This window comes from Bartonella sp. MM97QHHN (genome assembly GCF_042194285.1).
GTDB lineage: Bacteria > Pseudomonadota > Alphaproteobacteria > Rhizobiales > Rhizobiaceae > Bartonella.
This window is the reverse complement of sequence record NZ_JBHIMS010000028.1, coordinates 1-14,893: the sequence shown is the minus strand read 5'-3', so window position 1 is coordinate 14,893 and position 14,893 is coordinate 1. Positions and strand designations below refer to the sequence as shown.

Sequence of the window (14,893 nt, the reverse complement as noted above, 5' to 3'; positions counted from 1 at the left end):
ATACCCCATTCAAAAGCAGAGTGACTATTCACAATATAATCATAAACTTCGAGTGATAGCTGTCATGATAATATTGCTGTTGTAAATAGGTTGATAGAAACTGTCTTGCATTTTTATTAAGCGTAAAGATGGTGGTGCAATAATGGATTTTATACCTTGCACGGACACTATTATGAAATGGGCTTGGGTGCTTTGGGAGATGTTTCTTAAAAAAATATATGAATTTTAAACAACAAGCATATTCTTTTTTACGGCATTCTATTTTACCCGAAGAACGTACCTATGAAAAGGACGACTAAACAAAAGCATGAAGCAATCTACAGGTTATAATAACCAAATATTCAAGCTTTATTCTGCATCGCCTAACTCAGCATCAAGAAACTGATGCAAATCTACAATGTAATAACGTTGTAATGCATTATCTACACTGCTTTGTGCTTTTGCCTGCCATGCTTCTTGAGCGGATTGATAATCTGAGAAAATACCAACCACATCTAAATCATCAGGATTCTTAAATTGATTACTGTTAAGATTTTTTAATTCCCCACCAAATACAAGATGTAAATATTGTTTTTTTCCTTTGGTTTCAGTCATATGTGCCTCCATATCATTTAGATTATTTTAGCGCGCTTTTACGTGATTAAACTAACTTTGTTTGACGAACAACATCTATCATATCTTGACAGCAATTATTTTTACCAGCAATTAAAAGTCCATACTGGTAAGGTTCAATTCCATAAGATAGTAAAGGGGCATCAAGCGATAAAAAACACCCTCCACACTCCTGCAAAATAAGATCAGCAGCGGCAATATCCCATTCATGACAATTTGGACGAACTAATACGATATCAATTTCATCTTGAGCAACAAGAACAATACGATAAGCAAGAGAAGGAAGATAATGATAAAGACTGACTTGATTGAGAAAATCATCTGGTAATTTTTGTGCGAGCGATTTATCAAGTGAAATTTTATATTTTCGATGAACCTCAAAGGCTAAACGAGGAAGTTTTATCCCATTTAATGTTGCCCCTCCACCCGTTACAGCTGTATAAACATCTCCTTGAGCCGGACATTGTAGAACGCCCACAATAGGACGCCCATTCTCAATAATGGCAACCGAAATACACCAATAAGGATTGCCAGAAAGAAAACCACGCGTTCCATCAATAGGATCAACAACAAAAGAGCGCTCATAATAATCTTGTTTTTCTCGATTATCTTTTGTTTCTTCTGAAATCCATCCATAATTTGGACGAGCTCCAAGAAGCCTCTCTTTCAAGAAATGATCAATAGCAAAATCTGCTTCACTAACCGGGGAATTACCTTCTTTAATCCAGACATCCAACGTGCATCCAAAATACCGCATTGCTAAATCTCCTGCCTCTCGACAAATGTCACGCAAAAGATTTAAATCAGAAGAATGATGCGTGTTATTTTCCTGCAAGTGTCATCCCTTCAATTAACAATGTTGGAGCAGCTGTACTATAACGCCGATCAATATCATTGGCAGGTGTTAAATGTGCTAACATATGAAGCAAATCAGAACCTAGCGTTACTTCACTTACCGGATAAGCAATTTCACCATTTTCAATCCAAAAACCGGAAGCTCCACGACTATACTGACCAGTAATAAAATCAATGCCATGACCGAATAATTCGGTCACATAAAATCCATTTCGCAAATCTTTTATCATATCGCAAGGCGATACTAAACCCGGTTCAATAGCAAAATTTGTACTGGTCGGCTGCACTAATGATGCCGAACGCATACCGTGTCCATTTGTTTTAAGTCCCAATTCACGTGCTGTAGATGATGAAAGAAGCCAATTTTTTAAAATACCATTTTCAATAATATTGAGTGTTTGCCCCTCTACCCCTTCTCCATCAAAAGGATGAGAAGCATTTCCACGTAATCGCAAAGGTTGATCGGTTACATTAACATTAGGCTTCATCACTTCCTTGCCTAGGAAATTCTGTAAAAGACTCGTTTTTCGAGCCACAGAGGCTCCATTGACCATAGATGCGATATGCCCTGCAATTCCACGAGCCGTACGCGGATTAAAAATAACATCAACGCTCCCAGTCGCCGCACGAACTGCCCCCAAACGTCGAACAGCACCAAGCCCTGCATTCTTTCCCACAGTTTCTGCTGCCTCTAAATCAGAAAAATGTAAGGCTGTTGTATAATCATAATCCCGCTCCATCTGTGTTCCTTCACCTGCAAGAGCACTACAAGAACGTGAAAAACAACTTGAGCGATAGGCTCCACAAAAACCATCGCTGGTCACAAGAATAAACCCACTACGGCCATAAGCTGTTGCAGCGCCACCAGAATTGCTTACACCTTTAACATCAAGAGCTGCTGCCTCCGTTTTTAAAGCATCTTCTGTTAAAAAATGACTGCTGGGTACAAAATCATCAAAAAGATCAAGATCTTTAGGATACTTAACCAAACACTCTTTATCTGCCAAACCTTCAAATAAACTATCGGGAGAAGCTTTAGCCATCGCAACAGCACGTTCCGCAAGTTCTTGCGGATAAGATCCTAAATTAGCAGAAACACTTGCTACTTTTTTTCCAACAAAAACCCTTAGAGTAAAATCATTGCTCTCTGCTGCTTCTGTCGATTCGACTTTCCCAAAACGAACTGATACACTGGTAGAATGAGCATGAACAATAACAGCATCAGCAGCATCTGCCCCAGAACGCTTTGCTGCTTCAACCAGCGAAACAGCTTTCTCAATCTGGTTTTTATCAGTCATTATAGACTCCCTAAAATATTTTATTATTTACATTGATAAGCATTCTGACAAATTTATACAAATCAAAATATAACTCTTGTGTATTGATTCATAAGATTATGCACATTCATGCATTCTTTTTCTTTTAATGCATTAAATCATTTTCCTTTTAGCTTCTTTATGAAAAGACGTAATATGCCGTATATGCCGTAAAATCTCTTTAGTTTCAAGATTTCTCATGGGCCCTTATCATTTTAGGAGCCAAATCTCCACTGACAATCAAATCAACAGAACAATTGGCAATTAACAAAAGTCTTAGCAATAACACTTGAATTTAAGCCAAAGTCCTCAAAAATTCGAAAAGCATAAAATGATCTAAATCACAGGTCTTCCTTCCTCTGGGTAGTAAAAAACTTACCTCATATCTTTCCTATAGCATTCTTTAATTTCCAAGAAAGAATCAAGAAAATGCCTTATATTTGTATACACTTCTTTGCTTCTATAAACTCTCTCATAATGAGACGGCACTCTTGTAAATGAAACAAAACTTAAACAGAGTAAAAAATATTTCCTTCCATTATGGTTTCAACAAAATGAGCAGTCATAAACTTCTTTACCCTAATGGACGTAATATCATAAAGAACTCATTTTTTATATTTAAAAGTAATCAAGAAATTATCTTGTAATCTTTCAATAAAATTAACAGTTTGATTTATACTTATAATTTATTGTTTTGTAATTTGTATAAAAAAGCCTAATAGCATAAAATTCTCTTTGTTTCGAACCTATTCATGTTGAGTCAATCACAACTATTTGCGAGCATATCATGAATAAGGGGCATATGAATGAAACCTATTTAAGAAGAAATCAAAATGCCTCTTATGAAGGTTTTAAATGCAAAAAATATTGCAACATTAGAAACAGGAAAATATTATGACGATATGGACCTACATCATAGAGAAGTAATGAACTTCTGAAACTTTCTCATTTTCAATGAAGAGAGCATCTTATAAGCTTTTATATATAAAAAAAATTCAATGAATTTCATAAGATTTTTAGCGCAAAATTAATCCCGTAAGATGCTTTGACACGATTTCAACAGCTAACTAAAACCAAATCATAGCTCATCAATTTGCTATATACTCATAACTAATTTCATTCTAACAAGGCTAAGATTTCTGCACCTTTTTTAAGGTATTAACTTCTTTATAAATGCACCCCCTTACAAGATGCTTTTGTTTTCAGTAAGAGCACGTCTACTCATTTCAATCATTGCATCGCGAAGATATAACTTAATTTTTGATCCAATAATCACTCCAAAGAAAGGAGCAAGTAAGCCATACATAATTACAGTATGACGAATTTTGTTATTGGAAGAACCAGATTTTGTTGAACAAATATATTCATGATTAAAACTCATACGTGTAAAAGGAAGTTTAGCATAATCAGAAAAACAAACATTTTTTATAACTTTATCAAGTGTAAAAGTTACTGTAGGTCCTTTTTTAGGTTTCATTTGGCCTACAGCTCCTACTTTAAAAGCACCAAAAAGTTCTACCCACTCAAGTTCGTGATCCCAAGAAGGCCATTTTGCTACGTCCTCCCATATAGCCCAAATTTGCTCAGCACTTGCTTCTGTGCTAATCTCTTCACTATATATCCATTTAAACATGATAATCTCCCCTTTTTTACAAATTCCTTATCTTTAGTGATAAAGAATAATATAAAAAAGTATCCTTAAAGCTGCACAACGATAAGATACTTAATACTCTCAGATTTACTTAATATGTAATGATTAAATCAACAAGGGATACTACTAAACTAAACACACAAATATTCAGGATAAATGAACAATATTTTCAATACTAAACAAAATATCTTTTTTAAATTTATACAATAACAAAAATAGACGTTACGCATCATATAAGATATAAATGCAGACTGCATAGCTTAAAGCTTTCAACTGCTGATGAAATGTGATGATTAAGGTATAGCAGAAAAAATTAGACAAAAAAGATCATAACTATTATCGAGGAATATATATCCTATTGGAGAAAAAACATCCTTCTATAGTAAAGCTAATAAAAATTCATCAATTCCTTTAACATTAGAATCTTTTATTGATTTTCTGCTTAACCTTTTAAAAACCATATAAAATGAAGAAAACTGTGTAAAAGCATTTTTTCATCCTATCGGATAAACACAAGAACTTTCTCAAGATGTAAGCGATCGTAATTTATAGAGACGTATTGCTGTTTCACCATAAAAACGCTCATCATCTAGATAAAAGACGTCAGGTAAATGAATCATTGTATCTTTCTTTTCTTCAAGTATGAAGAGTGTATCAGCTTTTGCCCACCCTCCTCGCAAAGCTTCTACAAAAGCACGTTCACCTAAACAATGGCTATAGGGAGGATCAGCGCAGATAACATCAAATGGCAGCATTGTTCCAATATTACCAAGTTTGGTTGCATCTCGACGCAAAATCCGCCCTATTGACTGTAATTCAAAGGCTTCGATATTTTTTTGAATTACCCCACGCCCCTCAACCGAGTTTTCAACAAAAACAGCAGCCTTTGCTCCACGTGAAAGTGCTTCGATGCCTAAAGCACCAGTCCCAGCAAAAAGATCAAGAATGCGTTTATTGGTCCAAAATTGTTCTTCACGGCTAGAAAGAATATTAAAAAGGCTTTCACGTGTACGATCACTCGTTGGGCGAATCGACTGATTAACAGGCGAAAACAAAACACGCCCAGCAAATTTACCGCCTATGATCCGCACGTGGACCTCCAAATCGCTTCGAAGTTTTTGCACCGTCCCTATGTGGTTTAGATTTTTTCATAGCACCACCAAACGATTTTACCTTTTTCTTTCTCTCAAAAGAATGCTCATCATGACCACCTTTTATCATTTTCTCTTTATCCTTTAAAAAGCGATCTTTCTTACCAAAGGGATGCGTCTCGTCATAAGATATTTTGCCATGTTTTTGAACAAACCTTTCCCTCTTCTCTTTGTATGACGGATTTTCTTTTAGTTTTTCCTTGCCTCGATGAAATGATTTTCTACCATCCAAATCGCTCTTATGATCATGCGATTTCTCCTCACTATAGGAAGGCTTTCTACGTGCACTTTGCGGACGTGCACCAGGAGCCATCCAAACATTAGCACGGCGAGAACGCGGTAGAAAACGCTCTGCTTTTCCTTCTTCACTTTTCTCCTTCTTTACATTCTCATGAGACTTTGTACTTAATCGTGCGCGACTATGTTCAACAGAACCATCTCTTGGTCGGCGTCGTATCGCCCTTTCACTTGAGAAAACCCAACCATCATTTGCAACAGAAAGATCTTTCTGGCTTTGCTTTTCTGCAACAACTGCAGAATTTGAAAATGGCTTAAGAATAGGAGCATCAAAATCTGCATTGGCTTGCATAATTAAACGCTCACCCAACTGATCTCGTAACATCCGCCCTTTTAACTCTTGCACGGCTCCTTCTTCTAAATCAGAGAGATGAAATGGACCATAAGATACACGTATTAATCGATTAACTGATAATCCCAATGCCCCTAAAACATTCTTTATTTCACGATTTTTTCCTTCTCGCAAAGCGACAGAAAGCCATACATTCGACCCTTGTTCGCGTTCAATTGATGCTTCAATCGAACCATAAAAAATACCATTAATTGCAATACCATTTTTAAGGTTATCCAGCGCACTCTGTTTTACTCTTCCATGAGCACGGACGCGATATTTGCGGACCCACCCCGTTACAGGAAGCTCTAATACACGCGCTAAGCCACCATCATTGGTTAAAAGCAAAAGCCCTTCCGTATTAATGTCAAGCCTTCCAACAGAAAGAACACGCGGCATTCCTTTTGGTAAATTACTAAATACTGTAGGTCTGCCTTCAGGATCACGGTTCGTGGTGACAAGACCTGCTGGCTTATGGTAAAGCCATAAACGCGTTCGTTCTATAGGAGGTAAAGGTTTGCCATCAACTATAATAACATCAGAGCGGCTAACATTAAAAGCAGGCGTTGTCACGACTTTACCATTCACAGAAATACGACCTGCAACAATCATCATTTCTGCATCTCGACGCGAAGCAATACCAGCACGCGCTAACCTTTTAGCAATTCGTTCACTCTCATTATTTTCATTCATTTGCGTTTCAAACCAATCTTTGCAAGTATGTTCAGAAAATTATTCACATGCACCATACCGCTTATCCTGAAAAATGAAGTAGCATAATCATTTATCATTTTCTATCCTTTAACGACAATAATGTATCTGCCAACTTGCAAGTTTGTTTTAAACTCTTAAAAAAAATAGAGGTATTCTTTTCATTATAAAAGCGTAATAAATTATTCATTCCATAGCATTCCTTATCGAGATAACCTTTAGATTTTCTATACCTTCAGTAGAAAGAATATTATGACCTTGACGCCCATGGAAATAGCCCTTTTAGAAGCGCAAGAGGCTGCAAAAAAAGATGAAGTTCCCGTAGGTGCTATCATTACACGTGGAAAAGCTATCATTGCACGCGCTGGTAACTTTATAAAATCTGCATATGACCCTACAGGACACGCAGAAATACGCGCAATCCGTATGGCTTGTGAAACATTGCAAAGCGAAAGGCTTCCTGATTGCGATCTTTATGTAACACTTGAACCTTGTGCTATGTGTGCCGCTGCCATTTCATTTGCACGCATACGACGTCTCTATTATGCAACAAATGATCCCAAAGGAGGTGCTATAGAAAATGGCCCACGTTTTTATCAGCAAACAACCTGCCATCACAAACCTGAAATTTATTCTGGTTTCAAGGAAAAAGAAGCAGCTCAATTACTTAAAGACTTTTTTGTACAAAAGCGATACTAAAAATAATTCTTCTTCCATAACTTTCACTCTTTAAAAACTATCCTACTTCTCAAAAAAGACTGTTAATTCTTCTGATATATATATAGCAAAAGCTATTTCGAAGCATTTTTTCTCTCTTTTAATTCTGCATATTGTTTCTATTAGATGATACATTCATTCAAAAGAATAATTCATTATTTTGTATATAAAATATAAAGTCCAAAATATCGTAGATATACTCTCATTTCAAATTACATTGAAACAGTAAAAATCTCTTTCTTGCACATCATAAGCGGAATTATCGTCTGGATAAAGAACGTTTTAGAAAAGACTAAAAATGTCTCTTATGAAAGCTCTCAAATGCAAGAATTATCGCAACATTGGAGTCTGTAAAATGAAATGATGGTATCCACTTTCTCCTTCCTAAGCATAAAGTATTGGAGCACAATAGATTTTACGTTATACTATCCACATGAGCAATGTTGTAAAATGAGCTTGAGAAATGTTTCGTGTTAAGGAAACGCATAAGGAATCTCTCGATGCTGTTGTCATATTGCTATTTCATGAGAATACCCCCCTCCTACAGCAGCATTATAACTGCGCGCGAATGAGAGCTTGGTATCATAAGTAATTGGAAAAATACTTTACTTTAAATGTTTTGTCTTTTCCCTATCGACCAATAGGTGCGGTTTTTGCCGGTTGGCGATAACTTAAAGGTGGTTCAGTGAGATAGCGACGGTATTTTGAACTTCCAACTTGTGCTCTCTGACGACGTAAATATTCTTGTCGTTGCTTCGCATTCAACTGTGAAGGATTTTCTGAACCAACGCCATTAACTGACGATCCTTTGTGAGGAAAAGGTGTATTTCCTTGATGCTTCTTCGATGCTGCCATTTCATTGACAGATCTATCTTGTTGTGGTACCGGCAAAAATCTGCGTGAACTAGGGCTTGGTATTACAAGTTTTGGATGAGGTTTCATAACAATCTGGCTGCTGTTATTTGTTGGTGTTAATGAAGTGATATTAGCAACATCTTCAAAAAACTGTATTGAAACTGGTTTATTGGTACCATAGGTAGGAGCGGATAAATTGCATCCCGTTAAAACAAAGCACATCCCTAAAATTCCTATTGGAAATATTTTTATTTCACGTTTTCTCACTGCCTATTCCATTTCCTAGGTGTATGGCTGATTAATATTCCCGTTATTTATGAGAGAACGGTCCATACACAAATTTCCCCCCTGCAGATAAAACAACGGAATTTTTTTCGTACCACAAAAAACTATATTCATCAATATGAGAAATTTACTTGCATTTCTTTCCTTTGATCTAAAACTTTAAATCTTGCCAAGAATCTGCAATTCCCGCAAAGCAGCTGCATCACGAGCAGATACATCCGGATAAGCTGGATCACTTCCAACATCTTGTGTATAACGCCATGATCGAGCACATTTTTTTCCTAATGCCTTCTCTGGATATACACCAACACCTTCAACATCATTCAAAGTAAAAGCATCAGAAGGTATTGTGTCCTGCCTAATTGTGAGTGCACTGGTAATACAGATCTCCGCCATATCCACATTTTCTAATGCCTCTCGTAAAACCAGATTGGAAATAAAAACAATAGGCGCAGCCTCCAAAGAGGATCCAATACGCTTATTAGCACGTTCAAGCTCTAAAGCACCTGTCACAACTTTACGGACCTGCCGAATTTTTTTCCAACGCTCAGCCAAAGATTGGTTTTGCCATTCTTCTGGTACAGAGCGAAATTGTTCCAAATGCACCGATTGGCTTTCTGGATAACGCTCTAACCAAGCTTCCTCCATAGTAAAAGGCAACATTGGAGCAAGCCATGTGACCATACGCTCAAAAATCTCACGGACAACCTGCAAGGAGGCCTTGCGTTTTTTTGATGAAGGCGCATCACAATAAAGAGAATCCTTGCGGATATCAAAATAAAATGCCGATAACTCAATGATTGAAAAATCCAATAATGCACGCATAATCTTTTTAAAATCAAATTCATCGTAAGCGCGATTAATCAACTGATCAAGTTCAAAAAGCCTATGCAATATAAATTTTTCAAGATCCGGCAGTACACCATAAGATACTTCTTCTCCATCATCATGTGCTAAAGTTCCTAGCATCCAACGAATTGCATTGCGTAGTTTACGATATGAATCCACATTTGTTTGAAGTATTTTTTTGCCTAAACGCTGATCTTCCCAATAATCGGTTGTCATAACCCAGAGACGAAAAATATCAGCTCCAGATGTTTTAATGATCTCTTGCGGAACAACCGTATTGCCTAAAGATTTAGACATTTTTTTACCATTCTCATCCAAAGTAAAACCGTGTGTGATCACGGCCTTATAGGGAGAACAAGCACGCGTACCACAGCTTTCCAAAAGAGAAGATTGGAACCATCCGCGATGTTGATCTGAACCTTCAAAATAAACATCAGCAGGCCATTTCAAATCAGCCCGATCTTCTAACACAAAGCTATGGCTGGCTCCAGAATCAAACCAAACATCCAAAATATCATAAACCTGTACCCAAGGCTCATGTGCACGCTCACCTAAAAAACGTTCACGTGCTCCTTCAGCAAACCATGCATCTGCCCCTTCTGCTTCAAAAGCCCGTAAAATACGCTCGTTCACACCTTCATCTTTTAGAATAACACCATCCTCATTCGCAAAAATACAAATAGGAACACCCCAAGAACGCTGACGAGAAAGAACCCAATCAGGACGATCTTCTATCATAGAAGCTAGGCGGTTTTGTCCAGAAGACGGCACAAAACGCGTTTTTGAAACAGCTTCCAAAGCCCGACTACGTAAAGTTGAACCATCCCCAAAATCTTTATCCATTGAAATAAACCATTGTGGTGTATTGCGAAAAATAACCGGTTTTTTTGAACGCCAACTATGGGGATAGGAATGCTTTAAACGCCCCCGTGCAAACAATCGATCTGCTTTAATTAAAGCGTTAATGACCTCTTTATTGGCATCACCCATTTTTCCATTATCATCAATAACACGTGCAGGTCCTCCTTCACGATCTGGTCCTAAACCTGGAACATCTTTCGTATAGAACCCTGCATCATCAACAGGAAACGGTATAGATGAATCAATCCCCGCTTGCTCCAGTAAGGACTTATAATCATTCCAAATTTCAAAGTCCTCACGCCCATGGCTTGGTGCTGTATGGACAAAACCTGTACCAGCACTCTCTGTTACGTGCGAACCATCAAGCAATGGAATTTTAAAGTTATACCACCCAGCCAAACCTTTGAGTGGATGAGAAAGAACAAGAGCTTTCAACTCTTCAGAAGAAATAACACGCAAACGCTTCAAAACAAGTTTGGCTTTTTCTCCACAACTCATCGCTAAAGCGTCTGCAAAGAGAAGCTTTTCTCCCACTTGAGGACCAAAATCATTTTCAGCACTTTCAACTTCGTAAATACTATAAGAAATTTGCGAAGAATAACTCACTGCACGATTGCTTGGAATTGTCCACGGTGTTGTTGTCCAAATGACGACATAAGCACCATATAAATCATCAGAATTTGCTTCAAAGACAGGAAACTTAACCCAAAGCACCTCTGATTCATGATCATGATATTCAATCTCAGCCTCTGCCAAAGCCGTACGCTCTACAACAGACCACATCACCGGCTTGGAACCACGATAAATCTGATCTAACATAGCAAATTTTATCAATTCACTGGCAATGTGTGCTTCTGCATGAAAAGCCATTGTAGTATAAGGCGCGTTAAAATCTCCCACAACACCAAGGCGTTTAAATTCTTCACTTTGAACGGTTACCCAATGCTGTGCAAATTCACGGCATTCTTTACGAAACTCGTTAAGAGGTACCTCATCCTTATTTTTTCCTTGTGCTCGATATTTTTCTTCAATTTTCCATTCAATTGGAAGCCCATGGCAATCCCAACCAGGTACATAATTTGCATTAAAACCGCGCATTTGGAATGAACGGACAACCACATCCTTTAGAACTTTGTTTAAGGCATGCCCAATATGAATATGACCATTTGCATAAGGTGGACCATCATGAAGAATATAAAATGGACGATCTTTTGCTTGTTGGCGCAATTGCGCATAAAGCCCCATATCTTCCCAACGCGCCATCAATTCAAGCTCTTTTTGCGGAAGCCCTGCACGCATAGGAAAATTTGTCTGTGGGAGATAAAGAGTTTTTGAATAATCTATTGTTTCATTTTTCACAGCCATTGTGAAATATTCCTGTCCACTTTTACGATTTCATTTTTGCATAACTTCCCTGAACCCTGCAACTCTGGTTTTTATCTATAGGGAAAGCCGAGCTTATCATTCGTATTAAGCAGCGATCAGGAAAATATATCATCACAATCTATGGGCTTTATCATGAAATTCACAAGAAAAGAAACCAAAAATTGATCTTTTAAAAATAAAGGCTCCACTAATAGTGGAGCCTTTTAGAAATTTACTCTTTTAAAAATTAGAATTTATAAGCTACACCAACACGGAAATCATTGGTTTTGTAGTTAACTTCAAGTTTTTCCTTTGCAAATTTCTTTTTACCAAAATCAGAGTAACGATATTCTGCACGTACAATCACATTATCCAAAACCGAGAAATCAACGCCACCACCAAGTGTGTAACCAATCATGGTTTTTGTTTCATCAGATAAGTTCTTAGAAGAAACGACTCTTCCATCCTCATCCTTAACGAATATTGATACAGTGTCTTGGAACTGCCCATAAGCAATACCGCCAGCAAGATAAGGCATAAAGCGATCAGCAGCAAAACCAATACGTACCCGTGTAGCACCACCCCAATTTTGTTTGAAAGTATGATTTAAAGTTTCAACTTCATCCTCTTGATCAAGACCAAGTTCAGAAGCCATCTTTTTTATTTGTTCTATAGCATATATACTGGAATCGTTCTTATCCACCGCTTGTGTACTTTGTGCAGCGTGTCCAGACATATTCTGTCCACCATGAGAACGAGAAGCATGTGGATTAGTACCATTCGGATGAGCACCAGAGCTACGCCCACCTGCATGAGGTGCACCATGCGAATTAGCATTTCCGCTACCATGGGAAGAACTATGATGACCTCCGTTTTGGGCTCCGCTTGTTCCATTAGAAGCTTTTGTCTCTGAACCAGAGGATGATCCTGATCTCGCGAGTACAAGTGATGAACTCGGTACTGTTTTTTCTGCTGATGGTTGTGATACAGATTGTACCGGTGTAGGTGCTTTTACTGCTGGCTGACTTGCTTCTGTTCCTGTTGATGATCTAGAAGATAGTGGTATTTTTTCAACCGTTTTCGCAGACCTTGCTCCACTTGACCCTACTGCTGTTGATCCTGTTACTGTGCTGGAAGATGTCGGGTTAGATGCTGCTAATGATTCTGATCCTTTTACTACCGTGCTCGCCAATGCCAATCCTTTGTCTGACCTTAAAGACGATTGTGACTGCACTGATCTTGTCCCTGTGCTGGGAACTGTTACTTTAGATGCAGAAGTTAATTGTGCCGTGCCGTTTAACTCTGTTACTACCGTTGACGTCCCTCCTGTTTGTAACTTTGCCGATTGGACGGAGGAAGTTTGCTGTGCCACTGATCCTGCAGGTTTTGACGGGCTTGATGGTAGTGCTGATACGCTTGGCGTTCTTACTTCTGTTTTAGGATTAACATCGCCACCACCACTAGTTCTTACTAATGACTCTGATCGCTGTGTTCCTGCTTGCAATTGTTGCGTTGGATTTTCTGAGGCAGGTTTTGTCGAAGCAGGTTTTGATGAGCCGACTTGTGACGTTACTTGCTCCGTTTGTGTTGTTGCTGCTAATGTTGGTGTAGTTCCTGCATCTACTACTTTTGATGCAGATCGTCCTGAAGCAGCTGTTTGTATTGATGTTACTTCTTGTGCGCTTGGAAGTGTTGGTAGGCTTGCTGATCTGCGGGATCTTACGACTGCATTTTCTACTGTAGTGTTATCAGCCGCACCTATGGTAATGGTCTTTGTGTGTTTTTTTCCAGATATCATTAAATCCGTATCGATGCCAAAAATAAAGTTATCACCGAGATCAATATTAGAACCTGCATAAAAACCACCTACAAAACCTGAAAGTTTAGGAGAGAACTCTTTATCCAGTGGTAAACTCTTTTCTTGACCAACAAGAGCCACATCAGCTTTGCTCGAAAAACCACCAGCTTGGACACCTAAATAAAGACCTGTCCATGAAAAAGTAGGTGCAACAATGGTAGAAGTAGTCGATGATGCTGGCTGATGAGGAATCATAACATCAGCAGCTAGTGCTGTAGACGCTGAAATTAAAGAAAAAATAGACGCTGTTATTAAACGTTTTGTATTCATAAAATCTCTCCAAATATCCAAAATGAAATTCATATAGAGCATCTTTTCTGAAATATCTGTAGCAAAAATGACACACTCACAAAAAAATAAAGATTTTTTGAAAATAAGGCTTCTTAAACTTTTAATTTTGCATTCAATGAGAATTTGTAAACTAAATCACACTAGAATTATGTGTCTTAAAGTTGGATTCATTTTCATTAAATTTTCGTATAACTGTTAATGATAATATTCTTTTATAAATTTCTTTTTACCGAAATCTGAATAACAGTATTCTGCACGCAATAAACTATCATCTGTTATTGCAAAATTAATGCCCGCGCAAACAGTGAAATCAAATATTGTCTTTTTTAAAACCAAGCGCCATCAAAGTTTCATCTATTTATCAGCATGATCTACTTTTAGTACTTTAGCAATAGTATTTTGTATCTAAAATTCAGAAAACAAAGAACTTATTCAAACACTCGCAAAAAAACTTTTAGATTCTTTGCATAAGCATCTTCATCACGCCACATCACTTTGATTTATAATGATAACTTATTGTTTTCATATTGAATGAAAAAACTAATACTGTAGGATTCTCTCATTTCAAATCTGCTTATCTTGAATCAATCAAAACCACTTACTTGCACACCACAAGCGGGGTTGATGTGTGGGTAAAAATTGTACAAGAAAGGAGTAAAAATGGTTCTTATGAATCGTCTTAATGCAAGGGCTGTAGCAACATTGGGAGCTGGTAAATATAATGATGGTGCCGGCTTGCTTCTTCACAAACGTAAAGATGGTGGTGCTCAATGGCTTTATCGTTATACCATTCATGGTCGGCGCCGCGAAATGGGCTTGGGAGCGTTGCGAGATGTTTCTTTAAAACAAGCCCGTGAATTGGCAACTAGGTGGCGGGCTGTTTTACGT

Annotated in this window: 11 protein-coding genes; 2 read left to right on the top strand and 9 right to left on the bottom strand. The window is 37.7% G+C overall.

What is annotated here, in order from left to right; translation table 11 throughout:
- Window positions 1-348 precede the first annotated feature (348 nt).
- From ACFIJW_RS00880 to ACFIJW_RS00855, 6 genes are all read right to left on the bottom strand, one after another.
- Window positions 349-594, bottom strand: a complete 246-nt coding sequence (locus tag ACFIJW_RS00880; protein WP_375618600.1) for a DUF4170 domain-containing protein — start codon at window positions 592-594, stop codon at window positions 349-351.
- 46 nt (window positions 595-640) lie between these two features.
- Window positions 641-1,447, bottom strand: a complete 807-nt coding sequence (locus tag ACFIJW_RS00875) for a 3'(2'),5'-bisphosphate nucleotidase CysQ (protein WP_375632857.1) — start codon at window positions 1,445-1,447, stop codon at window positions 641-643.
- The gene (locus ACFIJW_RS00870; protein ID WP_375612375.1) at window positions 1,434-2,765 is read right to left on the bottom strand and encodes a TldD/PmbA family protein; all 1,332 of its coding nucleotides are present in this window, start codon (window positions 2,763-2,765) and stop codon (window positions 1,434-1,436) included. Before ACFIJW_RS00870 ends, ACFIJW_RS00875 begins: the two co-directional genes overlap by 14 nt.
- Before the next feature lie 1,201 nt (window positions 2,766-3,966).
- Complete coding sequence (locus ACFIJW_RS00865) at window positions 3,967-4,416, bottom strand: hypothetical protein (RefSeq protein WP_375632855.1); 450 nt, start codon at window positions 4,414-4,416, stop codon at window positions 3,967-3,969.
- A 542-nt stretch (window positions 4,417-4,958) separates the two neighbouring features.
- A complete protein-coding gene (gene rsmD, locus ACFIJW_RS00860) occupies window positions 4,959-5,525 on the bottom strand; it encodes a 16S rRNA (guanine(966)-N(2))-methyltransferase RsmD (RefSeq protein WP_375618629.1) in 567 nt (188 codons plus the stop codon).
- Complete coding sequence (locus ACFIJW_RS00855) at window positions 5,506-6,906, bottom strand: pseudouridine synthase (protein WP_375632853.1); 1,401 nt, start codon at window positions 6,904-6,906, stop codon at window positions 5,506-5,508. The genes rsmD and ACFIJW_RS00855 overlap by 20 nt, the downstream gene beginning before the upstream one ends.
- Window positions 6,907-7,176: 270 nt before the next feature.
- On the opposite strand from ACFIJW_RS00855, the gene ACFIJW_RS00850 reads away from it, so the two are divergent.
- Window positions 7,177-7,623 carry a nucleoside deaminase gene (locus ACFIJW_RS00850; RefSeq protein ID WP_375632851.1) on the top strand — a complete coding sequence of 149 codons (447 nt, stop codon included), beginning with the start codon at window positions 7,177-7,179 and terminating at the stop codon, window positions 7,621-7,623.
- Between the two features lie 648 nt (window positions 7,624-8,271).
- Here the strand turns inward: ACFIJW_RS00850 and ACFIJW_RS00845 are convergent.
- The 3 genes from ACFIJW_RS00845 to ACFIJW_RS00835 all read right to left on the bottom strand — a co-directional run bounded on the left by ACFIJW_RS00845 (window position 8,272) and on the right by ACFIJW_RS00835 (window position 13,984).
- Window positions 8,272-8,763 (bottom strand): hypothetical protein, encoded by a 492-nt coding sequence (locus ACFIJW_RS00845; protein ID WP_375612104.1) that lies wholly within the window; start codon window positions 8,761-8,763, stop codon window positions 8,272-8,274.
- A 177-nt stretch (window positions 8,764-8,940) separates the two neighbouring features.
- Complete coding sequence (ileS, locus tag ACFIJW_RS00840; RefSeq protein WP_375632849.1) at window positions 8,941-11,856, bottom strand: isoleucine--tRNA ligase; 2,916 nt, start codon at window positions 11,854-11,856, stop codon at window positions 8,941-8,943.
- 247 nt (window positions 11,857-12,103) lie between these two features.
- Window positions 12,104-13,984, bottom strand: coding sequence for an outer membrane beta-barrel protein (locus tag ACFIJW_RS00835; RefSeq protein WP_375632847.1), 1,881 nt, complete (start codon window positions 13,982-13,984; stop codon window positions 12,104-12,106).
- A gap of 681 nt (window positions 13,985-14,665) precedes the next feature.
- Between ACFIJW_RS00835 and ACFIJW_RS00830 the strand changes: the two genes are divergently transcribed.
- On the top strand, window positions 14,666-14,893 hold a 228-nt coding region (locus ACFIJW_RS00830), incomplete at its 3' end, for an Arm DNA-binding domain-containing protein (RefSeq protein WP_375632845.1).